Below are 26,709 nucleotides of genomic sequence, written 5' to 3'. Positions count from 1 at the left end.
TGGGTTTTATTTTGCTCATTTTTCTGCTATGCTTAATAAGCATTTATCAAAAGCAACACAATGTGTTGGACTAGTTCGGAAACTTCCTAGGATAAAAAACCAAGTAACCTTGAAAGGTAGGAGAGATAATGCAAAAACAAAAAGTAATCATTGATGTCGACCCAGGGATCGATGATAGCCTAGCACTACTTATGGCACTCAATTCACCAGAGTTGGATGTCATCGGTATATCTATTGTCGCGGGTAATGTGCCAGTAACAATTGGCGTACAAAACGCTTTAAAAGTGTTACAAGAAGCAAAGCGTTTAGATATACCAGTATTTGCGGGGGCAACACACCCACAACATCATGAGTATGTCAGTGCGCAAGACACACACGGTATGGATGGTTTGGGTGAAAGCGATTTATCGTCAGTTGAAGGCGTTACGACCTATAATTTGAACGAGGTCGATGGCTACAGTCAATTGCTGGCATCGGCGCAAGATGTTTGGTTTATGGCACTTGGTCCGCTAACAAATGTTGCAGCATCTATACAGCGACAACCGGCATTGTGGCAACATGTGTCACGTTTAATTATCATGGGTGGGGCGTATAAAACAAATGGGAATACATCGCCTGTAGCAGAATATAATTTTTGGGTCGATCCTGATGCAGCCGATTATGTCTTACAAAACAGTCCTATCATGATTGAATTAGTGCCATTAGATGTCACAAGAAAAATAGTGATGACGCCTAATATATTGCAAATGATGCAATACATTAACCCAGAAAAATCAGAATTTGTAACAAAGATTATTCAATTTTATTTTGATTTTCATTGGCAGCAGGAACATGTTTTAGGCGCAGTCATTAATGACCCATTAGTTGTTTTTTATGCGCTAAATCCAAAATTATCAAGACAGCTTACAACCTTCATGACAGTCGTCACGAGTGGCATTGCATTGGGTCAGAGTATTGTTGATATCGCTGACTTTTGGCATAAAAAGCCAAATGCCATACTTCTACAAGCAATTGATGCGCGAGCAGCGATGGCCTTTATAATAGCTCGCTTACTGAATGTTTCCTTAGAAAGAGCTATGGAAGAGTTAGACAACATTGCGACTGATTTGGAGTGCTTATCATGACTAGGCATATTTCAGCACAGAAAATAGCTTTAATCGCACTTTTTATTGTCATCAATATTGTTGGAGGCCATTTGGCTTTATATACAAAATTGCCAATTTATCTTGACACTATTGGCACTTTACTAGGCAGTGCATTTTTTGGTCCGGTTGGTGGCTTAATCACTGGTGTGTTAACGGCTTTAATTAACGGCACAACCGGTGATTTATTTTCAATATATTTTATGCCAAGTCAAATGACAACAGCGCTAGTCTCTGGTTTTATTTATCGTCGTGTACGGGCAACGGATGTAAAAAATATTTGGTGGCTAGCCTTGATTATCTCTGTACCGGCGACAATCGTGAGTACAATTATTACAGTGATTCTATTTCATGGGATTACTTCTTCAGGTTCGAGTTTACTGGTTCAAATACTGTATGGTCTCGGTTTCAATCAAGCCTTATCCGTCTTTATTATTCAAGTTGGGACGGACTTTCTTGATCGCTTAATCGGGGTCTATGTTGTTGCAGCTGTTTATAAGACCATAACGCATTATATTAAATGAGATTTAATCACATTTTATTTTAACATATTAGTTGACAATTCTAATTAATCATTATATGATATAAGCATTAATAGAAATGAGAAAAATTATGAACACATCAATCTTGAAAAGCAATCGTTATTATTACTTCTGGTTTATGTAGAACCGTCGCATGCTAAGTGCGTCGGTATACGACGCACTTAGCGACCAGAAGCTTTTCGAGGCTGAGTCACTAGGTGAGCATCACTTAGTGGCTTTTTATTTGTCAATTGATGACTATTTAGAAAATCGTACTAGGTGAACTGCACCTAGTACGATTTTTTTGGAGGAATAGTATGAGCGAATTATTAACTACGACTGAGATTGACTTGAAACATGTGAATCATTTACGTGTTTTAGCAAATCAAATGATTACCGAAGCTGGATCTGGTCATCCTGGTATTGCATTAGGTGCTGCACCCATATTATATGAATTATATGCTAATCAAATGCGTATTAATCCGCAAGATCCGGGAATGCTCAACCGCGACCGCTTTGTTTTGTCTGCTGGTCATGGCGCGGCTTTATTATACGCTACGCTATATGCTGCTGGTTTTGATATTAAGCCATCTGATTTATCACAATTTCGTACCTTGCATTCGAAAACACCCGGTCATCCAGAAAAAGGGGTAACACCTGGCGTTGAAGCGACGACAGGGCCGTTGGGGCAGGGGTTAGGCATGGCTGTTGGCATGGCCATGGCAGAGGCACGACAGCATGCATTATTTCCTAGCGTTATTAATCATTTAACATTCGCATTAGTCGGTGATGGTGATTTAATGGAGGGGGTTAGTCATGAAGTAGCTAGTCTCGCAGGTCAACAACAATTATCTAAACTGATTGTGTTATACGATGATAATGACGTCACGTTAGATGGTTCGAAATCACGTTCGGATACATCAAATCAACTACAACGTTTTGAAAGTTACGGCTGGGATATACACCATGTTGCTGATGGTAATGATATTAGCATGATTCACGATGCGATTGAAAATGCCAAGTTATCACCCGAACCAACGTTGATTGCTGTTAAGAATATTATTGGCATTCATGGACCATTTGAAAATAGTCACAGAGCACATGGCACACCTTTAACAGCCAAACAGTTAGAGGATTTATCAACTGTACTTGATGTGCAAATGACACGATTTACATTAGATGAAGAGATCTTGTCTTCAATACGTACACGTATTAAACACCGCTTGTCTACGATGCCTGTCCCTAGGAAAGCTGAGTTGATAGCTTATAAGCAGCAGATGGCCGAGATTCCGTTAGAATTACCAAATCTATCAGAACATATCAAGTCACGCCCTGGACGACAAATAGCGGGTCGCGTTTTACAACAGTTTGCAAAACAAATGCCCCAGATATGGGGTGGATCGGCTGATTTAGTCGCTTCCACGCAAGCCGAGATAGTTGGTTCTGGTTTATTTTCACCTGATAATCGCACGGAACGTAACATTGCTTTTGGTGTCCGAGAATTTGGTATGGGCAGTATTATGAATGGTATTGCACTACACGGTGACACAAAAATATTTGGAGCAACATTCTTAGCTTTTTCGGATTATATGAAAGCAGCTATTCGTTTAAGTGCTTTACAGAAGTTACCAGTGATTTACGTTTTTACGCATGATAGTCTTACCGTAGGTGAGGATGGCCCGACACACCAACCAATAGAACAGTTAATGGGGTTGCGATTAATACCAGGCGTTGATGTCTTGCGGCCTGGTACAGCAGAAGAAATTGCTTCCGCCTGGCAATTTGCTCTATCATCGAAAAAGCGACCAACAGTATTGATTCTGAGTCGCGGTGTGATTGGCACACAAGGCGATAAATTATCGGGACAATTAGCCATTCAACATGGAGCGACACAAATAGTGGCACATGAAAGTCCTGAGGTCAATATCATCGCTTCTGGGTCTGAAGTACAATTAGCTTTGGCAGTTAGTCAACAACTACAGCAAACTAATCGTGTCATTTCTATGCCTAATATGACTCGATTTTTAGCTCAAAGTTCAGATAGTAAAGCAGAAATCATACCCAAAGATGGTGTGAAAAATGTGATAATAGAGGCAGGCACAACGCTGGGATGGCAAGCCGTAGCAGGTGATAATGGTCTAGTCATCGGTATTGATGAGTTTGGCTTAAGTGCCAAGCCACAGACACTATTAGATACATTCGGCATGACCACCAGTTGTATTGTTGCTAAAATTAATCAACATTTGGAGAAATAACGCATGACTTTATATGGCTTAATTGCTCACCCAGCAGCACACTCGTTATCACCTACCATGCAGAATGAGATGATGATAGCACGACAAATTAACGGTCATTATCATAGTTTTGATATTATACCCAGCGATTTAGAATCAGCAGTTTTGGGTTTGCGTGCCTTGCATGTGGGTGGCTTTAACGTATCGACGCCATTTAAATCAGCTATTGTACCATTTTTAGATGAATTGACGCCTTTAGCGCAACGATTACAGGCTGTTAACACAGTTAAAAACATTAATGGCCGTTTGGTAGGTACATCAACAGACGGTGATGGTTTTTGGCAAAGTATTAATCCGCATCAACCACATGAACATGTTGTCATACTTGGTAACGGTGGGGCTGCTAAATCGGTTATTGCTACAGCACAGCATTATGGTGTACGTCATTTGGCAGTTTTTAATCGTTCACACACTGATTGGTCGCAACGAGAGACACAAGTTGCTTACCTAAGCCAAGGTATTGGTCAGTTATCAGATTTAGCTGACAATCAGGCGTTGACTGACGCGTTAGTCAATGCCGACATGCTAATCAATGCCACAACCGTTGGGATGAATGATGCCAGAACACTACTTACAGACTATCAAATTAGTCTATTACCACAACATGCATTGGTTGTGGATATGATTTATCGCAATCAGCAAACTGGTCTGCTTAAGACCGCACAAAAACAACAACTTTTAATACAAAATGGCCTGTCGATGTTAATTAACCAAGGCGCACTAAGCTTCGAATTTTGGTTTAATCAACCGGCAGACCGTCAATTAATGGCAAATGCAGTAAGAGGAAAAGATAATGATATTAGTAACTAAAGACAATGATACAGCTCATAGAATCGCACAGAAACTTGACACAAATAATCCCATCAAACCTGTTTTTGTACATCATAATCGGGTGGCGTTGGCTGGTGTTAAGATTTTACCTGAAGCAACGTTAGACGATTTAAAAAATGATATTTTAGAAGTGATTACCAATCACCATACAGCTATCGCATCATCACGAGATTTTCATCCAGAAGACACCATCATTAAAACGAAGCACAGTATGATTGGTGGTAAACATTTTGTATTCATGGCAGGACCAGATGCCATTGAAAGTGCAGCACACGTGCTTGAGATGGGAAGAGCTGTGAAAGCAGCCGGTGCAACTGTTTTACGTGGTGGTGCTTTTAAGCCAAGAACGTCGCCTTATTCATTCCAGGGGAATGGTGAAGCGGGATTAAAGGCTCATCGTGCGGCAGCTGATGCTTTAGAAATGGATATGGTAACAGAAATACTAGATACCAAAGATGTTGATTTAGTTGCCGAATACACAGATATTTTCCAAGTTGGCACACGTAATATGCAAAACTTTGCTTTACTAAAAGCACTTGGACAAAAACGCAAACCAGTGGTCTTAAAACGAGGCATGTCAGCAACAATAGACGACCTATTAAATGCTGCTGAATACATTGTAGCAGGTGGTAATAATCAAATTATTTTAATGGAGCGCGGTATTCGTACTTATGACAACAAGTACACTAGAAATACTATCGACGTGTCAGCCATACCAGTGTTGCAAAGTTTAACTCATTTTCCGGTTATTGCTGATGCATCACATGCTGCTGGCGTTGCAAAGTTTGTCACACCACTAGCATTGGCCGCTGTGGCTGCTGGTGCGCAAGGACTCATGACAGAAATACACGATGATCCAGTGCATGCATTCGTTGATGGCGCACAGGCGTTAACACCTGATCAATTTGCCAAACTGAGTCAGAAAGTTAATGGCATTCGTGCGGTGATAGAAGAATAAAAGACAAAAAACGAAGGGAATTTTGACGCATGACAGTCATCACAGTGTCCTTAGAAAAAAAACAGTATCAAGTGAAAATAGACCGCCGTCTACATCAAGAAATTGGGCAAGCAGTTAGCCTTGTCTGGACACCAAGACGAATAGCGTTACTGACAGATAGTCATGTTGGGCCACTTTATTTAACAGTGGTGCAACAACAACTTGAGATGTCTGGATTTGAGGTTTTACCATTACAAGTACCAGCTGGGGAAAGTTCTAAATCCTTGAAGACAGTAGGTGAATTGATTGGCAAGATGGCCGAAAAAGGTTTTACGCGTGATGACGGTTTAATTGCCTTAGGTGGTGGTGTCATTGGTGACTTAGGTGGTGTTGTGGCATCGCTTTACATGCGCGGTATTGCTTTGATACAAATTGCGACATCACTTACTGCACAGGTCGATTCATCTGTCGGCGGCAAAACGGCTATTAATTTGTCGCACACGAAAAATATTGCAGGTACTTTTTATCAACCTGATTTAGTCCTTGTCGATCCGACCTACCTTGATACACTAGCAGATCGCGATTTGGTTGAAGGTTATGCAGAAGTTGTCAAGACATCGGTGTTAGCCGGTGGTAGTTTCTTTGATTTAACAGGCCGTATTTATGGTGTGACTGACATACGTGACAATGCGGAAGAATTATCGACCCGTGCGGTTGCATATAAAGCACAAGTGGTAATGGCTGATGAAAAAGAAGCAGGACAAAGGCAATTTTTGAACTTTGGTCATACTATTGGTCATGCCATTGAATTATTGGCTCATGGTGAATTACGCCATGGTGAAGCTGTTGCTATTGGTATGATTGCTATGTCATCACGTATGACACGTGACGGTCTGACACCGGCTTCATTAACCGCGGCTTTGCGTGTCAGACTTGAAACAGTTGATTTACCAACAACATCTGATTTGATTGGCACGCCAGCTTTTTTCAAACACATGGTTAACGATAAAAAAAATCGCGGTGGGCGATTAAATTTAGTTGTACTTAAAGATATAGGTCAGCCGATGATTGTGCAAAAAGCGATTGTCGACATGCCAGATTTTATTAATGAAAATGAAGGGAATAACAGATAGCAATATTTATTTGTTAGATAAAACATCATGAGATATACAACTGCTGGTGAAAGCCACGGACCAGAAGAAATTGCGGTTATTGAAGGTATTCCTGCCGGATTACACATCACACAGGAAGATGTTAATGCGCAATTGGCTAGACGACAAAAAGGATATGGCCGAGGAGAACGACAAAAAATCGAAACGGATACAGTCACTTTTCTGACTGGCATACGTCATCAAAAGACTTTAGGTTCGCCAATTACCCTAAATGTACATAATGATGACCACAATAATTGGTCAAAGATTATGGCACCAAACGAGCCACAAACATCAGAAAATAGTCTTCGTAAGGTCTTACGGCCCCGTCCAGGTCACGCTGATTTAGTTGGTGGAATTAAATATCGTCACCATGATGATTTGCGTAATGTTTTAGAAAGATCATCTGCACGTGAAACAACAATGCGAGTAGCAGTTGGGGCTGTGGCTAAAAAATTATTAGCCGAAATTGGTGTTGATGTACATGGCTTTGTTGTTAATGTTGGCCCAGCTAAATCGGATTTATCAACGTTAACACAATATCAAGATTTAGAAGCATTACGTCAGGTGACTGAGAGCTTTGAGACGCGTGCATTAGATGCTGCTGCTGATAAAGCGATTCGAGATGTAATTGATAGCACTAAACGTGATGCCAATACCGTGGGCGGTCAGGTTCAAGTAATGGCAACAGGGGTGCCTGTAGGCTTAGGTTCCTATATTTCAGCTGACGATAAATTAGACGCTAAAATTGCACGGGCTATTGTTGGCATTAATGCTTTTAAAGGGGTGCAATTTGGTGGTGGTTTTGATAATGCAGAAAAGTATGGCGACCAAGTCATGGATGAAATTTTTTGGCGACCTGAGAAGGGATTTTATCGTGGCTCTGATAATTTAGGTGGGTTTGAAGGGGGGATGACCACAGGTGAAGCCATCGTTGTACGAGGTGTTGTTAAGCCCATTCCGACACTCTACCGTCCAATGCAATCTGTTGATATTGATACACATCAAGATCATCGGGCATCAATTGAACGTTCTGATACAACGGCTGTGACTGCTGCGGCTGTTATTGCTGAAGCGATGGTAGCTATTGAGTTGGCCAAAGCGGTTTTAGATAAATTTGATGCCGATAACATCGATCGTATGAAAGAGCAAGTTGCTGCCTACCGTCAAGAGGTCAAAGCATTTTAATAGACAATAATGATATCATTTCAGGAGGAATAGCATGATTAGACTCACGCCTGCCTCAGCACATGGGTTACATGGACATGTCACTGTGCCTGGTGACAAATCAATATCACATCGTGCGTTAATGTTTGGCGCTATTGCCAAAGGGCAAACGGTAATTACTAATTTTTTAGCTTCAGATGATGTGTTACACACGATGACAGTTTTTCGTAATTTAGGTGTGACTATTCAACAAAATGAAAATAGTGTGCGTATTCAAGGGCAAGGGTTTGACGGTTTAACACCACCTAAAAAGCCACTTGACATGGGTAACTCTGGTACATCCACACGGCTGCTCATGGGGTTACTGAGCAAACAAAATTTTGATATGTCAATCATTGGCGATGAATCATTAAGCCAGCGACCAATGACACGTGTGATGAAACCCTTAACAGAGATGGGCGCCAAAATTGATTTAACTGCCAACGGGACTTTACCAGGTGTCATTCAGGCTAATGCAACACTGCGTGGCATCACTTACGATATGCCAGTAGCCTCAGCACAAGTTAAAAGTGCTATTTTATTAGCGGGTATTCAGGCTGAAGGTGAAACGCGTGTGATTGAAAAAATAGCATCACGAGATCATACTGAGCGTATGTTGCGACAATTTGGTGGTCAACTTGAATCTAAAAACGGTGTTATCACGCTAAAAAAACAGCAACAACTTCAAGGCCAACAGGTTGACGTACCGGCAGATATCTCCAGTGCAGCCTTTTTCTTAGTGGCTGCCTTAATTACACCAAACTCTGAATTAACCATTAATCGTGTTGGTATTAACCCGACGCGTGATGGTATCTTAAAAATATTAACGCGCATGGGCGCTAGTATTGAAGTGACGCCGATAGACACGCAAGGTGAACCCTTAGCTGATTTGACAGTTAGAACACAAACTTTGCATGGTATTGATATTACGGCTGCTGATATTCCCAGTGCAGTAGATGAACTACCAATTATTGCTCTAGCAGCGACACAAGCCGATGGCGATACGATAATTTCTGGCGCAGAAGAGTTACGTGTCAAAGAGACAGATCGTATTGCGACTGTTATCTCAGAGTTAAGTAAGCTTGGAGCCAATATTGAAGAAAAACCCGACGGTATGATTATTCATGGTGGTCAGTCATTGACTGCAGATAATGATGCTGTGCTGCTCGACTCCTGTGGGGATCATCGTATTGCAATGATGAATGCCATCGCTGCACTGATTACAACAGGCGATGTGATATTGACTGGCGAAGATGCGATGAGTGTATCTTATCCTGGCTTTTTAGAAGATTTATCTGAGGTTATGCTATGATTATTGTGATTCAAGGTCTCGGGGAGATGGGGGCGTCATTAGCAAGTGCTTTAAGTCAGCGTGTTGATAATCACGTGATAGGGATTGATAATCAGCTGTTATCACGCCAATATGCGATGGCAAACAACATTGTAGATGAGACGGCCACTAGTTTAGCTGATGTCGTCAGTCGCGCCGAAGTTATTATTTTAGCGACACCGATTGCTGTCATTAAGCAAACACTAAAACAATTAGCAGTGTTACCACTTAAACCCAATGTTATTATTACAGATACGGGGTCGACTAAGTCAGAAATTATGTCACTGGCTGAAGCGTTTGTCCCTAAAACAGCGACTTTCATTGGTGGCCATGCAATGGCTGGGACACAGAATAGCGGTGTTAGCGCCGCAAATAGTGATTTATATCGTGAAGTACCATATTTTCTAGTGACAAAACATGCGCCAAAAGAGACGGTTATCAAATTACAGAGTATTCTGGCACCGATAGCGGCACGCTTCATTGAAATAGATGCGCAGCAACATGATGAATTGGTGTCATGGATTAGTGATGTGCCACATATTGTCTCATTTGCCTTAATGAATGCAGTTATGCAACATTTCCATTCAGTTTCTGATTTTGGTCCCTATGTGGCCGGTGGTTTCAAAGACACAACACGTATTGCAGCAAGTAATCCAGAAGTTTGGCGTGATATATTACTCAGTAATAAAGCTGCTATTTTATCGAGTAATCAGGACTTGATTGATGAATTGCATCGCTTTAATCAAGTTTTACGTCAAAATGACAGTCTTGGTTTAGAAAAGCTCATCACACAAGCGCAACACGCACGACAACAATTATGAGGTAATAATGATGATTAAAGAACCAGAAACACTCATTTTAGTTGGCTTTATGGGAGCAGGAAAAACAACCGTTGGCCAAGAGATTGCCCGTCAACACCACTCACAGTTTGTAGATATTGATTCTGAAATTGAACGTATAGTGCAACAGTCTATTCCTGAACTCTTTCGGTCACGGGGTGAAGCAGGTTTCCGCCAGATTGAATCAGAGGTATTAGCTAGTTTACAAACATTTAAAGGTATCGTAGCAACAGGTGGCGGTGTGGTTGAACGCATGGAAAATTTAGAGATACTGAAGCAATCTGCTGCAACAGTTATTTACTTGCACGGTAATTTAGAGAGTACCATTAATCGATTATTAATAGAGGGCCAGCGGCCGTTATTACAAGAAAAATCAACAGCTGATTTTTTTAATTTATGGCAGTTACGTGATCCTAAATACAAAATGATTGCTAATTTTACAGTTGAAACTGTTGGCAAAACACCGGAAAGAATTGCCGCAGAGATTATTGCGCTATTTAGTACTAATGAAGATGAGTTGGCACTACTGCAATTACGCTCAGAAATAGATGCGTTCGATCGTCAAATTTTTCAGATTATTGAGCGGCGGATGCAAGTGGTCACAGCTGTCGCTCACTATAAAGCGCAATTTGGTATGGCAACCATACAGAAGGAAAGAATGCGTAACATGCGTACGTTACTAAAATATGATTTTGAACAATCTGAAGATATTACAGATGAAATGATTGATCAGATAATGACAATTTTGACGTCATCAGCTATTGCAAAGGAAAATAAGCAGTTGAAACGATGAAATTACACACATTAGGCCCTACAGGAACTGATTCACAACGTGCTGCAATGCATTTCGTAACGACGCAAAAAATAATACTCCATGACAGTTTTGAAGAAATTTTTTTACATTTAGACGATTATGTCGGTGATCAATTAATTGTGCCTGTGGCATTTAAATCTAATCGTTTACCGGAACTCAATTGGGCTGATATTAATTATTCAGAATGGCAACGCCTTGCTATAGTGACAACTTTTGCTTTACCATTACTGACACTTAGTTTGGTTGAAAATACAAAGTTTAAGCGAAATGTGGCAATTATCCATGCTGCCACAGAAGGCTTGCTTTTGCGCTACTTACGTGAGCAAGATTTAGATAATGCTTGGGGGCCTTCTGTCGTTTTTTCACCAAGTAAGCCAGTTGCCTTGGCGGGCTTTATAAATGATCAGAATCGGTTTACAATAGTATCGGAAGAACAGTTTCTAAAATTACCAGAAAGTGAAGACCCTAAGTACCAAGTACGCCAAAGTTTGCAGCCGCAGATGGTATGGGTCGTTTATCAAATTAAATGACATTAAGAGAATTATTGAAGTTACCAGCTAGCTTAGATGATAAGCCAATTATTGCCGTACCATTGACATTGGGACCAACTGATAAGTTAACGCCCTTTGCTCGGGCGCTACAAGAAAAAAATCCAGATATTGTTGAATGGCGCGCTGACTATATTGCTGATGAATTTAGTCAAGTCATGGTGTGGCAACAAGTCAAAGCGGGCGCACAAGCAGAGTTATCACAGAAAAATGTATCGGCAATGACAGAAGCTAAAAAGCTGGCTGAGATGGACCGTGCTCAGGAAGAGTTTAACGCAAACTGGCCAATCATGAACAGTCAAATTATTAAAGAATTGGCTGGGTCCGTCTTTAACACCATTGGTAGTTTTCCAATTATATTGACTTATCGCACAAAGGCGCAAGGTGGACAAGGCGAACTTTCACCGATTGAATACACTACTTTCATGGTTTCAGCATTGCACTCAGGTTACCATTTTGCTGCTGTTGATGTTGAGTATACACTTGCGAGTGAGTTGCGAGATAAAATTATTGCTGCTGCCCATGAAACAAACACACCCGTTATCTTGTCGTATCACGATTTCAATGAAACACGGGCAGTTGATCAGTTCATAACCGATATGAGTCGTACAGGCGCTGATATTATCAAGTTGGCTGTCATGCCAAAAACGGTAGCAGATGTGCAACTATTACTTGATGCAACGCAAGAGGCGTCAGTCCAACAACCATTAATTACGATAAGCATGGGACTGATTGGACAGCAGTCACGTGTAGTTGGTTATCGCTATGGCTCAGAAATGACATTTGCCACATTAGATAATCAACAAACAAGCGCACCCGGTCAATTAACAATAGATGAATTATTACAAGCTTGGCAAAAATAAAAAAGACGTGCAAACTCGCACGTCTTTTTTATTTTTCAGCTAACGTTTCTTTTGAGGCAGCTGAACCAGAAATAGCAGGTATCGCAACAAGTGCAATTTCGCCAACAACAATGGCGATAATGGCAACGGTTGTAAATGAATAAGTGCCTGCTGTTAATTGGGAAACGATGTAGCCTAAAATTTCGCCGAAAATAGCTGACCAGACAGCAACTGTAATAAATTTCATGTGTTCCACCTCTTTACAAAACTATCATACGCCTTTTTGTGAAAAGCGCAACCTTTTTAAGAGGTTTTCGTGTATAATTAAAGGGAACAAAGTTTCGTATTAGAATACGGCAAGTAACGGAGGCCTAATGTACGCACCTTTACAAATTTTAAGCGCATATAGCTTATTGAAAAATCCTAATACAATAACGCAAATTATTAGAACTGCGAAAGACCGCCATTATGGGGCTATTGCTTTAACGGACATTAATGTCATGTATGGGGCGGTTGAGTTTTATCAAAAAGCAAAAGACATGGGGATTAAGCCACTCTTTGGTGTCACGCTTCAAGTGAATGGCTTAGTTAATACATCAACGACATTTCCACTGGTACTGATTGCAGAAAACCAAACTGGCTATCAAAATCTGATGTGGTTATCATCCGCCAAAATGACAGCTCAGGACACGACGATGACTTTTGACCTGTTGGTGGATCATTTGCAAGGTATTCATGTCATTTTACCGCATGATAGTGAGTTATCACAATTAATTGCCTCTGAGTATCAAGAGGTTGATAATTATTGGCATCAGCTATCGAATAAGATTGATGATCAACATTTATATATTGGCATTCATCCGCAACTTGCGCCACAAATACGGGCGCGACTGGCACAGTTTAGTCAAATACATCAAGCGTCATTGGTAGCTTTAGACGATGTTGATTATTTAAACGCTGACGATGCCTTCACAACACAAGTTTTGAAAGCAATTGATGCTAATGTTAAGTTAGATGGTATCAAGGCTTTAGCACAACAATCGGGCTCACATGTTTTAGTAGACTTTGAGCAATTAAGACAAAGCTATCAAGATGATGAGGCGCTTAAGCTAGCTTTTAAAAACAATGAACAGCTTGTTGCACGTAGCCATGTGTCATTAACATTTAAGCAAACAACAGCTTTACCACCATTTCAGCTCCCACCTGAAACAGCCAATGCGGCTGAATATCTCAAAAATCTAGCTATGACAGGCTTGAATGCTAAAATGCATATTACAAGCCAGCAACACGGCCAGTATTTAGAGCGTTTACACAACGAATTAGCAATTATTAATAAACTAGGTTTTAATGATTACTTTTTGATTGTGTGGGATATTGTTAATTTTGCAAAACAAAATCACATTCAATTGGGTGCTGGCAGAGGTTCTGCTGCTGGGTCACTTGTAGCGTTTTCATTAGGAATTACCGATATTGATCCTGTTAAATTTGGTCTTTTGTTTGAGCGCTTTTTGAATGCAGAGCGTGTGCAAATGCCGGATATTGACATTGATTGGCCAGATAATCGGCGAGAAGATGTTCTAGCATATCTTCATCAAAAATACGGCCAGCGTAATTTTGCGCAAATTATTACTTTTGGTACACTGGCTGCTAAACAGGCTTTGCGTGATACCGCACGTGTTTTTGGCGTATCACAAACGATGATGAGTCGCATTAGTAATGCCGTACCACAGGGTAAGCAAGGAAGAAGGGTAACAATTGGGGAGGCTTTAAAAGACTCTGATGCGTTATCTCGCGTTTTAGGTGATATTGATAATGGTGATTTATTGCTGAAAACGGCACAAAAGATAGAAGGTTTACCACGAAATTATTCAACACATGCTGCAGGTGTGGTTTTGAGTGATTCGCCACTTGTGAATACATTGCCCGTACAATCAGGCTCGGAATCACGATTGTTAACACAATTTGAGAAAAACCCAGTTGAGGCATTAGGACTACTAAAAATTGATATTTTGGGCTTGTCAAACTTAACGATTTTGGCACAGACCTTGTATTATGCAAAACAATATTTACCTGATCGCTTTGATATTGGCCACGTGCCTTTAGATGATAAAGCAACGTTGGCATTATATGCCAAAGGTGATACTAATGGTGTCTTTCAATTTGAATCATCAGGTATTAAGCATGTTTTGAAGCAACTGCAACCTGCTACATTTGAACATATTGTTGCCGTAAATGCGCTTTATCGTCCAGGACCAAGTCGTAATATTGAATCTTTTATTAAGCGTCGTCACGGTCAAGAAACTGTTACCGTCTTAGACCCGAGCTTAAAAACTATTTTAGCCCCTACTTTTGGTATTATTGTTTATCAGGAACAGGTTATGTTGGTAGCAGAAAAATATGCCGGATTCACTTTAGGTGAAGCCGATGTCTTGCGTAGTGCTATGTCTAAGAAAAAATTAGCACAAATGGCCGATATGCACGGTAAGTTTATTTCCGGGGCGGTTAGTCAAGGCCATGACCAATCACAAGCGGAGCAGATTTTTGCATATATTGATGAATTTGCCAATTATGGTTTTAATCGGTCTCATGCTGTAGCGTATAGCAAATTGTCATTTCAATTGGCGTATATGAAAGTACATTATCCCATTGCTTTTTTTACAGCATTACTTAACGCTAATCTAGGGTCACCTGACAAAATTCGACTTTACGTCACAGAAGCAAAAGCACGTGGCATTGTTGTGAAGGCCCCTAATGTCAACCAATCAGACCGTTTTTGGACTATCAATAAAGATTTTCTACAAATGGGTTTGCACAGCATCAAGGGTGTACGCACAGATTTTGTAGCAGCACTCATTGACGAAAGAAAAAATAATGGTCCGTTTGAGTCGATACAGTCACTCGTTCGCCGTCTCCCAGAAAAATTTCGAAAGCGGGATATTTTAACGCAAATGGTCTATGCTGGTGCACTTGACAGTTTTGGTTATAATCGTGTTGAGTTAGTCACTGCATTAGATGATTTAATTGAGGCTACCAGTTTCGGTGAGTTAATTTTGAGTGAGACTAAAATCAAGAAAATGGCCGACATAACGCTCACTGAAAAATTAGTGCATGAAAAAGAGACTATCGGCGTTAATTTATCAGGTCATCCATTAGACACTTTTGCCAGTATTATAAAACAAAATGATTTTCAACAAATTGCAGATGTGTCGCTGGCTAAAGAACCAGTGAAAATGATTGTCATGATTGATAGTGTTAGACAAACACGTACAAAAAAAGGTGAAACAATGGCCTTTGTCACTGTCTCAGATACTACTGGAACAATTAGTCTGACTATTTTTCATCAACTATTTGTCAAAATTAGTGACATGTTGAAGACAGGCAACATGATTCAAATAACTGGTCAATCTGATAGTTATAACGGCAAAATGTCAGTTATTGCACGTCAGATAACGGCACCACCGCAAATACCGACTGCTGAAAGTGGTACCTGGTTTTTGCGGTTTGATGAAGAACACGATAACGAGGCTAACCGACACGCTGTGATAGAGATTTTTAAAAAACATCATGGTGATAATCCTATCATCATTCACTGGCAAAAAAGTGATCAAAATCAGCAAATTGACGCGAAGTTTTGGATGAATAGTGAAACCGCTATCATTCGTGAACTAGCGCCATTACTAGGCTACGACAATATTGTATTCAGAAGAAGTCGTTAAGATTATGGCTTGTATAAATAAATAATAATGTATAAAATAGAGTTTGGGTAGAGTTGCACAAGCAACAACCAAGATAACTAAGGAGCTATTTAACCATGAAAAAGACGAAAATCGTCTCAACACTTGGTCCGTCATCATCTGATGTCGAAACAATCGTTAAGTTGATCGAGGCGGGCGCAAACGTATTCCGTTTCAACTTCTCACACGGAGATCACGAGGAACATTTGGGTCGCATGAACGCAGTTCATGAGGCAGAAAAGATTACTGGTAAGACAGTAGGTATTTTGTTGGACACAAAGGGTGCTGAAATCCGTACAACAAAGCAAGTCGACGGTAAGATTGAATTCCATACAGGTGACACACTTCGTATCTCAATGGATGATAACATTGAGGGTACTAAAGAAAAGATTGCTGTGACTTACGCCGGATTGTTTGATGACGTTAATGTCAATGGACAAGTTTTGTTTGACGATGGTTTGCTTGGTACGACTGTTCTTGAAAAAGATGATGCCAACCGTGAACTTGTTGTTCGCATTGACAACGATGGTATCTTGGGATCACGTAAGGGTGTTAACGCACCAGGTGTATCAATTAACTTACCAGGTATTACAGAAAAAGACGCTGATGATATTCGTTTTGGTTTAGACCACGAAATCAATTATATTGCAGCATCATTTGTTCGTAAGCCAGAAGACGTGTTAGAAATTCGTGAACTTTTGAAAGAAAAGAACATGGAACACGTTCAAATTATTCCTAAGATTGAATCACAAGAAGGTATCGACAACTTAGATGCTATTCTTGAAGTTTCAGACGCCTTGATGGTACCACGTGGTGACATGGGTGTTGAAATTCCTGCTGAAAATGTGCCTTTGGTTCAAAAGGACATGATTCGCAAGATGAACAAGATTGGTTTGCCAGTTATTACAGCAACACAGATGCTTGACTCAATGGAAGAGAACCCACGTCCAACACGTGCCGAAGCTTCCGATGTTGCCAATGCCGTCTTTGATGGTACAGATGCAACAATGTTGTCAGGTGAATCAGCTAATGGTGATTATCCAGTTGAATCTGTTGCCACAATGGCTGCTATTGATGAAAAGGCTGAAACATCATTACGTGAAAATGGTCGTCATGAAGAAATCGTCTTCGATGAATCTGATTCAACTGAAGCTGTTGCTTCAGCTGTCACACGTATTGCACGCAGTGTTAATGCCAAGGCAGTTGTTGTTTCAACAAACTCAGGTTACACTGCCCGCATGGTATCAAAACACCGTCCTGATGTGAATGTTTTGGCCGTAACGTACTCAGAACGCGTACAACGTGGCTTGACTTTGAATTATGGTGTGTTGCCAGTTGTTTATGATGCACCATCAACAATTGATGAAATGATTGCGTTAGCTAAGACAGCTGTTAAGGAACAAGGCTTGGCAGAAAGCGGTGATACAATCGTTATCGCTGCCGGTGTGCCAATGTCACAATCTGGTACAACTAACATGATTACTGTGCAAACAGTATAATGGTTTCAAAGACTACAGAAGTGTAGTCTTTTTTTATGTCATCGTTTTCTGAAATGACATGTCACAAAACCTATCATCTTTCATTTATATAATTGGTCTACCTGATAAAATTATATCAATGAGAAATGGAGGCATGTTCTTTTATGAATACAGGTGATTTGGCTTGGGTATTAATATCAGCGGCATTAGTTTGGTTAATGACACCGGGATTGGCACTATTTTACGGCGGTCTTGGTGAAAAACGCAATCTATTACATACTATGTTTGTGCCAGTTTTAATTATTGGTATTGCTACTTTGGTTTGGTTTTTTGCAGGTTATTCGCTAGCGTTTGGCGGTAGTGGTGATGTGATTGGTAATTTAAATCATATTTTGATGTTCGACGTTTCCTTTAATCGATCAAGTAGAGGGTTAACAATACCTGATGGTGCTTTTGCATTATTTCAAGGCATGTTTCCAATTATCACAGCTGCTATTATCACTGGCTCAGTCATAGGACGTGTTCGAATTAAAGCAATGATTGTCTTTATGATTTTATGGTTAATTGTTATCTATTCTCCTTTAGCACACATGGTTTGGGGTGGTGGCTTCCTGGCTAAATTAGGAGCAATCGACTTCGCTGGTGGTACTGTTGTGCATATTTCTAGTGGTGTTACAGGTCTTGTCTTAGCGCTAATGATTGGTCATCGGCACCAATCAAAGCATATTCCAGTTCGGCCGTCTTACGTCTTGATTGGTGGTGCCTTACTATGGGTTGGGTGGTTTGGATTCAACTCAGGTTCTGCACTAGCTGCTAATGGAACAGCGGTATTGGCATTGGTCAACACTTGGTTAGCTTCGGCTGCTGCCGTCTTAACGTGGGCATTAGCTGAATACTACTTACACCAACGTGCGACGTTAACCGGTATTACAAGTGGTGGCGTGGCTGGTCTAGTCGCCATTACACCTGCTGCTGGCTTTGTTGCACCATGGGCTGCGGTAATTATGGGATTGATTGCTGGCTTTGTAGGATTCGCTGGCATAACATTTGTTAAAAATAGTTTTGGGTATGACGATACCCTTGATGCCTTTGGGATACATGGTATTGGTGGCGCTGTTGGTGCGTTACTAACAGGTGTTTTTGCAGATAAACAAATTGGTGGCGTGGCCGGCTTAATTAGTGGTGACGCTTCACTACTTTGGAAACAGTTAGTGGCTATTTTATTTACAGTCGTCTTTGCTGCAGTGGGTACTTTTATATTAGCTAAAATTACTGAAATTATTGCTGCACCATTGCGGTTAACTCCTGAAGAAGAGGCTAAGGGCTATGATGTGATTATGCATGATTTAACAGTGGAATAACGGGCATTAGCCCTTTTTTTGTGTTAAAATGAAAAGAAATAAGGTAAAGGGGATTTGCAATTTGTCAGCACAAATACAGCAAATTTTTACATTTGAAAACGCAGAACAACAGACAAAATTGATTGGGGTTAATGACAATTTCCTCCGTTTAATTGAAGAAGGACTATCAGTTCAATTACATGCGCGTGGCGATCAAATGACCATTTCTGGCGATGAATCGCAAGTGCAGTTGGCGCGGGCAGTGTTATCAGAATTAACTAACTTGATTAAACATCAAATCAATCTGTCACCGACAGATGTCGTTAGTGCCGTAACAATGGCACAAAGAGGGACGCTGGAATATTTTGGCGATTTATACTCGGAAACACTAATCAGAGATAACAAGGGACGAGCTGTTCGAGTTAAAAACTTTGGCCAACGTCAATATATACAAGCAATCAGAAAAAATGATATAACCTTTGGTATTGGTCCGGCAGGTACGGGAAAAACCTACCTAGCCGTTGTTATGGCAATTTCATCTCTAAAACGTGGTGAAGTTGAACGTATTATTATTACGCGACCTGCTGTTGAAGCTGGTGAATCATTGGGATTTTTGCCTGGTGACCTTAAAGAAAAAGTTGACCCATATTTGCGTCCAATATATGATGCTATGAATGCGATTATTGGTGCTGAGCAAACACAGCGTTTGATGGATCGGGGTGTAATTGAAATTGCGCCACTGGCTTATATGCGTGGCCGTACTTTAGATGATGCATTTATCATTTTGGATGAAGCGCAAAATACAACAAATCAGCAAATGAAAATGTTCTTGACCCGTTTGGGTTTTGGCTCTAAGATGATCGTTAACGGCGATGTGTCCCAAATTGATTTACCTCGTGGGGCCAAGTCTGGTTTGATTTCAGCACAAAAGATTTTGGCAGATGTGAATCGTATTGCATTTGTACGCTTTAGTAGTGCAGATGTTGTTCGTCATCCTGTTGTTGGTCTAATTGTTAATGCTTATGAGGCAGCAGAAGAGCGACTTGCATTGCTGAAAAAGGAGCATTAAAAATGGACTTAGCTATTATTGATCAAACGCATGATGGTGTTAGCCGTTACCATCATGATTTAGTTGAAAGTGTTTTGAATTTTGCTGGGGAGGCTTTGAAATTACCCGTTAATACTGAAATGTCCGTGACATTTGTTAACAATGATGAAATTCAGCGCTATAATCGAGATTATCGAGGCGTAGATAAACCAACCGATGTTATTAGTTTTGCAATCGAAGAAGGGGAAGATGATTTTGATATAATATCAGATGATGCTTGGACTGAAGATATCGCTAAGAATATCGGAGATATTATTGTTTCGGTAGATATTATTGGCGCGCAAGCCGAATATTTAGGACATAGTTATGAGCGTGAATTAGGCTTTTTGGTAGTCCACGGCTTCCTACATTTGAATGGTTATGATCATATGTTAGGTGACGCTGAAGAAAAAGAGATGTTTGACTTGCAACGGGAAATTCTGGATAATTATGGCCTCAAGAGATAATGAAAAAACGACATTAGAAGGCATGCCTGAATCACAAAAAAAACAGACGACTAGAAATAGTAATTTTTTTAGAGCTTTACGTAATTCTCTCAATGGTATCTGGATGATTTTGGTCCGGGAACGAAATATGCGGATTCATATTTTGTTAGCCTTTTTGATATTGGTCACAGGTTTACACTATGGTTTGTATCGTGCAGATTGGCTCTGGGTGACAATGGCTGTGTTTATTGTAATTTTTAGTGAGTTTTTGAATACAATTATTGAAGCAGTTGTGGACTTAGTTGTTGAAAAAAAATATCATCCACTTGCAAAATTAGCTAAAGACGTCGCTGCTGGTGCCGTCTTAGTGGCCGTTGGTGTTGAAATTATTATTTTGTTATTAATATTTCAACCATATATATGGCGTCAGTTTGGTATTGTTACTAATTTTTCTGATTTGTTACATCATTTTCAGAAGTAATGACATTGCCAACATGCTTGAATGAGAAGATGAATAGGAGAAAGTCGACCATTAGGTCGCAATAAATTTATGGCAGAGAGTACTTTCAAATCAGGATTTGTAGCTATTATTGGACGTCCAAACGTTGGTAAATCAACTTTACTCAATCGTATTGTTGGTGAAAAAATCGCAATTATGTCTGATAAAGCACAAACAACAAGAAACAAGATACAAGGAATTTATACAACAGATAATGCTCAAGTTGTCTTTATTGACACACCAGGTGTTCACAAGCCACAAAATTCTTTGGGTAATTTTATGGTGAAATCAGCTTTTTCTGCCTTACATGAAGCTGATGCCATTTGGTTCGTTGTCGATGCATCAATGCCAAGAGGACGTGGCGATGACTTTATTATTAGTCGATTAAATGAAGTCACTGAAACACCAATATACTTGCTAATCAATAAGGTTGATCTCATTGCGCGTGAAGAATTATTAGCAATTATCGAAAGCTATCAAGTTGACGCACCGACATGGACTGAAGTATTTCCAATTTCTGCTACTGAAGGTGATAATGTACCGGAACTGTTAGATAATGTAGTGTCTCATTTAGATGAAGGACCACAGTATTTTGATGCCGACCAGCTAACGGATCATCCAGAAAGATTTGTCATTGGTGAATTAATTCGTGAAAAAGTACTGCAATTGACACGTCAGGAAGTGCCGCATTCAGTAGCAGTAGTTATTGATAAAATTGCCCGTGAAGATGAAGAAAAAATTCATATTCAAGCTTCCATTATTGTTGAACGGCCAACGCAAAAAAATATTATTATTGGGAAGCAAGGGACAATGATTAAAAACATCGGTACACGTGCCCGCAAAGATATTGAGCGACTGATGGGAGACAAAGTCTTTTTAGAAACTTGGGTAAAAGTAGAGCCACGATGGCGTGACAGGCCACAGGCATTACAAACCTTAGGTTATAATGAAGAAAACTATTAACACTATTTTGATATAAACCACATTATTTGTTTATCCTGTGGTTATTGGTTAATAATAATGACAGTAATTAGCGGGATTATCCTTAGTACGCGACAATATAAAGACAACGATCTATTAGTTCGTATTCTCACCGAGACAGGTGGTCTGCGAACTTTTTTGGCGCGTGGTGCTAAAAAACCAAAGTCCGCATTAGGCTCAGCATTACAGCCACATGCAGTGCTTAGCTTTGAAGGTGCTTTTCCGAAAAATAATCAAGGCTTAGGTTATATTAACGATATACAGACAATAAAAATATATCAACGGCTTATTGATGATATTGAAGTCAATGCTTATGCAGCTTTGATTGCTAGTTTAATTGATCAAACATTTGAGGAGGGTGAACAATTAACACGTTGGTACAATCAATTCGTGTTAGGTTTACAGAAGTTGGATGAAGGACTGGATCCGCAGATTATAGCCAATATTTTCGAAATCCAACTCTTAGTCCCATTAGGTGTTGCACCTAATTGGCGTCAAGACCCAATTAGCGGTGAATCGGTTGGTCAGTTTGATTATTCTGAGAAGTATAATGGCATTATTTCGGACAAACATTACGACTTAGATGATCATCGATTAATGTTAGATCAGAAAACTGTCTTTTATTTGAGACAATTTAGTATTATTGATTTGCGGCAAATTAATCAAATCAATATTTCGGAAACGACTAAGCGTGGGTTACAGCGTGTTATTGACCATATTTATGATAATCAAATCGGTTTGAAGCCAAAGGCTAAAACGTTTATCGAACAAATGCATGCTTGGCAAAATACGTTGATTAATTTTAGGCAAAATGGGGAAGGAAAGTCAGAATAATGAAGAAAATATTAGTACTCCACACGGGTGGTACGATTTCAATGCACGAAGATGAAGATGGAGATGTGGAGACAGGTATTGAAAATCCATTGACAGGGGCACAGGTTACGTTACCTGATGTGGATTTAACGGTAGAAAATATTTTTAATCTGCCAAGCGAGCATATTGGGCCGATACACATGTTACAGCTGCAACAACGTATTTTAAAAGCTGAGGGGGCTTTTGATGGTGTCGTTATTACACATGGCACAGATACCCTGGAAGAAACATCGTTTTTCTTGGATAGCACATTGGATGTGTCAATGCCAATTGTTATGACAGGTGCTATGCGTTCATCTAATGAACTAGGCTCTGATGGGCTGTATAATTATCAATCAGCCCTACGCGTTGCAGCTGAACATGAATCTCAGCATCGTGGTGTTTTGGTTGTGATGAATGATGAAATTCATGCGGCACGTTTCGTCACTAAAACGCATACGACTAATGTGGCCACATTTGGCTCACCAATTAGTGGAACTATGGGTTTACTAACTAAAAGGCAAATTATTTATTTTTATGATCTTCCTAAGCGACACATACTGCCTATAGCCCATGTTGATAAAAGAATTCCTGTTCTAAAGGCTTATGCAGGTATGGATGGTCAATTATTGGAATTGCTAGCGGCTTCGAATATTGATGGCATTATTATCGAAGCGTTAGGAGCAGGTAATTTATCCAGAGAAGCTGCGCAAGGCGTGCAATATATACTGTCACGAAACATTCCGGTCGTTGTTGTATCAAGGAGTTTTAATGGCGTTGCTGAGCCAGTTTATGATTATTTAGGTGGTGGTGTGCAGCTTGAAAAAGCAGGCGTCATCTTTGCTACCAGTATTAATGGTCAAAAAGCAAGGTTGAAGTTACTAATTGGGTTAGACAATAGGTTAGATGATTCGGCCTTGCACACTTATTTGCATCAACTTTAAGATAACCAGCATTTACATGTTTATTAATAGAAAAACTGCTATTACCAAACCATTGGTACTGTAGAATCAAAATTTAATGAAAAATATATAAAAAAAGCGCTTCGCCTATCAATTTAGGATGAAGTGCTTTTTTGTGGGCACCAATTTGTCCATGCTTAGATTCTTTTGTGAGACGTTAGTTAGGCCTTAAAATTGATAGTGTTGTTCTTCATCTTTGTTGATAAAAATAAAAGTATAGGTTAAAAATACTATCAGAAAGCATACTGGTCCTATAAGCGATTTAGGCGTTGCAGAATGCGTTGCACTAAGTGATGAATTATCTAAAAACGATGGTAGGTTCAATAAAAAATGAGTTATAAATGGTATTAACAAGCTGCGCGAGCGAATATACAGCATACTAAGCAAACACCCAAAACCAAAAGTATAAATCATCTGGCTGAGCGTTTGTAAAGGATTTTGGTTAAGTAAGTTCATCAAATGAGATAAGGAAAATATGAAAGCAGAGAATAAAATACTTAGTTGTACACGCCAATAATGTTGTTTAAAATAAACAAGGAATGAACCAAAAATAAGACCACGAACGAGATATTCTTCGAAAAAAGTACTCGTAACAACAACCAGCAAAATGATTAGATAGTGTGGTATACGATTTGCAATCGTACATAACAGGGTAGGTTCGTCAAAAAAAATTGAGACAGCACGTAAAGAATATAAAATAATCGGAATAGTGTAGACTAATTTGTCTAACCAAGTATCATGTGCTGGTCTTATAAATATCTTGGTCAATTTGTATTTATGATTCACTAGGCAAAGCATACTTATCATTAATAGAGCATTGAGTATCAGGATAGTGTATTTAGACAGCTGCGTAAAATAGGTTAGTAAATTCTCAAAAGCAATTGTGAATATAAGGCTGAAAAACCATAATAGGAAAACCTGTAAAAGTAAATTTTTTTTAAATAGCATATTGTTAGTTTATCATAAGTGAATCATATTAAAAGTGATAATTTTGGTATGTCTACGCTTGTTTCGGCCTCGTCATATTTGAACAACTTGATGATGCAATATCAACTTCAAAATGATCGAGTGGCTTGCTTTCTGATAAGGATTGTCGGATTGTTTGCATTTGAACGCTTATAAGCAAGAACATGACGATGTTTGTCAAGTTAACGTTGATGGCGAATATTTTTATTAATCAAATTCAGAAATTAGATGTTATCTAAACCATAGTGAACTTACTTTTATTTTGTAAAAAAAAAGTTATTATTATGTAGAAAAAATGGAATTATATGCTACAATTAAATCAGGAAGGGGAACTAAATGTATGAAGCAAGAAGAAAAAGAATATAGGGTCGGCACGCATGCTACCAGCATAGGACATCAAATAAAATTGACTCACAAAGCATTTGATAGTAAGTATTTTAAAGGCAATCAACGCAAGGGTTTCATTTTTTTTGAAGAGAGTTCTGGCAAAATTGTTAAAAAGTTTGCTAAATTAGACGAGATTAGTAGAGCAACAAAAGGATTGGGGTTTAAACCAGATTATAATTATCAATATTCCAGTGTTTCGGAAGACTTTGTTAGTGTCTTTTTGAGTAGTATAGTTACAAAGGATCCTGATTTCTATTCTGTTAATAGTTATCTCTTTAACCTATTTTCATTAGAGAATAGGCTAGTTACTGGCGTATTAGTAGACAATTTTGTTATTCCAGGACATCTCGAAAAAATTTTGGCTAGTCCTAATGAAGATGAACCTTATAATCAGTACTTAGTGAAATATTCTGATTTCATTGCTGAAGTTGCTACTGGATCGAATTTGAACGATATACTAGATAGCTTAATTGCTTTCTTTGAGCAATATGGTGTGCCATATGAGCGAGCAAAACATTTTATTATTCAACAAGCAGGTTTTGATCTTTTACTTGGTAACATCGGTCGAAAGGAAAATTCGGGAAACTTTGTGATGATTTCTAATCAAAATACAACAAAGCCGGTTAATTTTGATTATGGGCGGATGCTGCAAATAATCTGGAGTGAAACAACAGAAAATCAATTTAGAACGGGCATTTTTTCAGAAAATGATATTGAGGAGATAGTTTCAGATTATGTGGATAGTGTAATTCAAGCCCGTGGAGGGATTTTTAACAACATAGATTTTGAAAAAAATATTGATTTCTTATTAGAAAACGGTTTCAAGCCTTTGCGAATAAATTTAAATCAATTGACAACGCAGTTGTCCCAACACGTTGATCAAATACGACTAAAAGCACCGCAAATTACGTTTTTCTCGACAGTCAAAGCTGCTGTCTTATTAAAATTGGTTCAAGATAAACGTGTTATGAGATTAGTTGAGATTGACGAGGAGGCGATTCAATGAATGTTATTTTTAAAGTTAATGACAAACCTATTTTAGTTATTGAGACAATCAATAATAGTATTACAAAAGTTGATATTATCAGTGAAAGTTTAACACAAGCTGCTTTTCCTGCAGCGCTAGAGTATCCTAATATAGCAAATTTAAATAATTTATTGCGCATATACACAAATACAGTAATAGAAATGTCATTAGAAGACATTGCCGAGAAATATGACGGTGAAATTTCATTTATTGAATTCAAACCTAATTTAACGATTCATTTTATAAAAGGTAAAAATGACATACGAAAGGACAACGACTTCAAGATTACTGAGCAGATGTAGTTAAAGCTGTTATTGAATATACTAATGTTCATGCTGCTGGTCAATATCAAATTTCTCAGAAAACGATAGGCGCACAATTAAACATAATGTTTTGATTACTTTTATTTTCATATTTGAACGTATTTTTAAAATGAACTGGTGCCTGAGTAAGGTGTTGGCAAAAACACTTTTTTGTCGACACCGTTAGAGGGTG

At 39.2% G+C, this 26,709-nt stretch carries 25 protein-coding genes; 23 read left to right on the top strand and 2 right to left on the bottom strand.

Annotated features, from left to right (window positions below; genetic code table 11):
- Positions 1-128: 128 nt before the first annotated feature.
- The 12 genes from FAZ25_RS08435 to FAZ25_RS08380 all read left to right on the top strand — a co-directional run bounded on the left by FAZ25_RS08435 (position 129) and on the right by FAZ25_RS08380 (position 12,476).
- Complete coding sequence (locus FAZ25_RS08435; protein ID WP_192269470.1) at positions 129-1,124, top strand: nucleoside hydrolase; 996 nt, start codon at positions 129-131, stop codon at positions 1,122-1,124.
- On the top strand, positions 1,121-1,666 hold the full coding sequence (locus FAZ25_RS08430) for an ECF transporter S component (protein WP_004899844.1): 546 nt from the start codon (positions 1,121-1,123) through the stop codon (positions 1,664-1,666). Before FAZ25_RS08435 ends, FAZ25_RS08430 begins: the two co-directional genes overlap by 4 nt.
- Positions 1,667-1,980: 314 nt before the next feature.
- Positions 1,981-3,918, top strand: a complete 1,938-nt coding sequence (locus FAZ25_RS08425) for a transketolase (RefSeq protein WP_192269467.1) — start codon at positions 1,981-1,983, stop codon at positions 3,916-3,918.
- 3 nt (positions 3,919-3,921) lie between these two features.
- Complete coding sequence (locus FAZ25_RS08420; protein ID WP_192269463.1) at positions 3,922-4,767, top strand: shikimate dehydrogenase; 846 nt, start codon at positions 3,922-3,924, stop codon at positions 4,765-4,767.
- Positions 4,751-5,746, top strand: coding sequence for a 3-deoxy-7-phosphoheptulonate synthase (aroF, locus tag FAZ25_RS08415; protein ID WP_004899831.1), 996 nt, complete (start codon positions 4,751-4,753; stop codon positions 5,744-5,746). Before FAZ25_RS08420 ends, aroF begins: the two co-directional genes overlap by 17 nt.
- Positions 5,747-5,775: 29 nt before the next feature.
- Positions 5,776-6,858, top strand: coding sequence for a 3-dehydroquinate synthase (aroB, locus tag FAZ25_RS08410; RefSeq protein ID WP_192269457.1), 1,083 nt, complete (start codon positions 5,776-5,778; stop codon positions 6,856-6,858).
- A gap of 27 nt (positions 6,859-6,885) precedes the next feature.
- Positions 6,886-8,064 carry a chorismate synthase gene (gene aroC, locus FAZ25_RS08405; protein ID WP_004899822.1) on the top strand — a complete coding sequence of 393 codons (1,179 nt, stop codon included), beginning with the start codon at positions 6,886-6,888 and terminating at the stop codon, positions 8,062-8,064.
- 34 nt (positions 8,065-8,098) lie between these two features.
- On the top strand, positions 8,099-9,394 hold the full coding sequence (gene aroA, locus FAZ25_RS08400) for a 3-phosphoshikimate 1-carboxyvinyltransferase (RefSeq protein WP_100665501.1): 1,296 nt from the start codon (positions 8,099-8,101) through the stop codon (positions 9,392-9,394).
- Complete coding sequence (locus FAZ25_RS08395) at positions 9,391-10,233, top strand: prephenate dehydrogenase/arogenate dehydrogenase family protein (protein WP_192269454.1); 843 nt, start codon at positions 9,391-9,393, stop codon at positions 10,231-10,233. The genes aroA and FAZ25_RS08395 overlap by 4 nt, the downstream gene beginning before the upstream one ends.
- Positions 10,234-10,243: 10 nt before the next feature.
- Positions 10,244-11,044, top strand: coding sequence for a shikimate kinase (locus FAZ25_RS08390; RefSeq protein WP_192269840.1), 801 nt, complete (start codon positions 10,244-10,246; stop codon positions 11,042-11,044).
- Positions 11,041-11,595, top strand: a complete 555-nt coding sequence (locus FAZ25_RS08385; RefSeq protein WP_192269452.1) for a hypothetical protein — start codon at positions 11,041-11,043, stop codon at positions 11,593-11,595. Before FAZ25_RS08390 ends, FAZ25_RS08385 begins: the two co-directional genes overlap by 4 nt.
- Complete coding sequence (locus FAZ25_RS08380; protein WP_004904052.1) at positions 11,592-12,476, top strand: type I 3-dehydroquinate dehydratase; 885 nt, start codon at positions 11,592-11,594, stop codon at positions 12,474-12,476. Before FAZ25_RS08385 ends, FAZ25_RS08380 begins: the two co-directional genes overlap by 4 nt.
- A 28-nt stretch (positions 12,477-12,504) precedes the next feature.
- Here the strand turns inward: FAZ25_RS08380 and FAZ25_RS08375 are convergent, their stop codons facing one another.
- Positions 12,505-12,702 (bottom strand): YjzD family protein, encoded by a 198-nt coding sequence (locus FAZ25_RS08375; RefSeq protein ID WP_004899807.1) that lies wholly within the window; start codon positions 12,700-12,702, stop codon positions 12,505-12,507.
- A gap of 127 nt (positions 12,703-12,829) precedes the next feature.
- Here FAZ25_RS08375 and FAZ25_RS08370 point away from each other — a divergent pair, with 127 nt between their 5' ends.
- The 9 genes from FAZ25_RS08370 (at position 12,830) to FAZ25_RS08330 (ending at position 23,816) form a co-directional block, all read left to right on the top strand.
- Complete coding sequence (locus FAZ25_RS08370; protein ID WP_192269450.1) at positions 12,830-16,171, top strand: DNA polymerase III subunit alpha; 3,342 nt, start codon at positions 12,830-12,832, stop codon at positions 16,169-16,171.
- Between the two features lie 95 nt (positions 16,172-16,266).
- Positions 16,267-17,688, top strand: a complete 1,422-nt coding sequence (gene pyk, locus FAZ25_RS08365; RefSeq protein ID WP_004899803.1) for a pyruvate kinase — start codon at positions 16,267-16,269, stop codon at positions 17,686-17,688.
- 143 nt (positions 17,689-17,831) lie between these two features.
- Positions 17,832-19,028 (top strand): ammonium transporter, encoded by a 1,197-nt coding sequence (locus FAZ25_RS08360; RefSeq protein WP_004907014.1) that lies wholly within the window; start codon positions 17,832-17,834, stop codon positions 19,026-19,028.
- Between the two features lie 61 nt (positions 19,029-19,089).
- Complete coding sequence (locus FAZ25_RS08355) at positions 19,090-20,076, top strand: PhoH family protein (protein ID WP_004899800.1); 987 nt, start codon at positions 19,090-19,092, stop codon at positions 20,074-20,076.
- 2 nt (positions 20,077-20,078) lie between these two features.
- A complete protein-coding gene (ybeY, locus tag FAZ25_RS08350; protein WP_004899798.1) occupies positions 20,079-20,561 on the top strand; it encodes an rRNA maturation RNase YbeY in 483 nt (160 codons plus the stop codon).
- Positions 20,545-21,021: a diacylglycerol kinase family protein gene (locus FAZ25_RS08345; RefSeq protein WP_004899795.1), complete on the top strand. Its 477-nt coding sequence runs from the start codon at positions 20,545-20,547 to the stop codon at positions 21,019-21,021. Before ybeY ends, FAZ25_RS08345 begins: the two co-directional genes overlap by 17 nt.
- A gap of 69 nt (positions 21,022-21,090) precedes the next feature.
- Positions 21,091-22,002, top strand: a complete 912-nt coding sequence (gene era / locus FAZ25_RS08340; protein ID WP_004899793.1) for a GTPase Era — start codon at positions 21,091-21,093, stop codon at positions 22,000-22,002.
- 57 nt (positions 22,003-22,059) lie between these two features.
- Positions 22,060-22,854, top strand: coding sequence for a DNA repair protein RecO (gene recO / locus FAZ25_RS08335; protein WP_192269447.1), 795 nt, complete (start codon positions 22,060-22,062; stop codon positions 22,852-22,854).
- The gene (locus FAZ25_RS08330; RefSeq protein ID WP_004904045.1) at positions 22,854-23,816 is read left to right on the top strand and encodes an asparaginase; all 963 of its coding nucleotides are present in this window, start codon (positions 22,854-22,856) and stop codon (positions 23,814-23,816) included. The genes recO and FAZ25_RS08330 overlap by 1 nt, the downstream gene beginning before the upstream one ends.
- 186 nt (positions 23,817-24,002) lie before the next feature.
- Here FAZ25_RS08330 and FAZ25_RS08325 read toward each other — a convergent pair whose 3' ends face one another.
- Positions 24,003-24,632, bottom strand: a complete 630-nt coding sequence (locus FAZ25_RS08325; protein ID WP_243236225.1) for a CPBP family intramembrane glutamic endopeptidase — start codon at positions 24,630-24,632, stop codon at positions 24,003-24,005.
- 508 nt (positions 24,633-25,140) lie between these two features.
- On the opposite strand from FAZ25_RS08325, the gene FAZ25_RS08320 reads away from it, so the two are divergent.
- The gene (locus FAZ25_RS08320; RefSeq protein WP_243236214.1) at positions 25,141-26,193 is read left to right on the top strand and encodes a hypothetical protein; all 1,053 of its coding nucleotides are present in this window, start codon (positions 25,141-25,143) and stop codon (positions 26,191-26,193) included.
- Entirely contained in the window at positions 26,190-26,516 is a 327-nt protein-coding gene (locus FAZ25_RS08315; RefSeq protein WP_192269443.1) for a hypothetical protein, read from the top strand. The genes FAZ25_RS08320 and FAZ25_RS08315 overlap by 4 nt, the downstream gene beginning before the upstream one ends.
- The last annotated feature ends 193 nt before the right edge of the window (positions 26,517-26,709 follow it).

The sequence above is a fragment of the Leuconostoc sp. LN180020 genome (assembly GCF_014844115.1).
Lineage (GTDB): Bacteria > Bacillota > Bacilli > Lactobacillales > Lactobacillaceae > Leuconostoc > Leuconostoc citreum.
Note: the sequence above shows the minus strand (reverse complement) of the source record. Positions and strands in the feature narration are given on the sequence as shown.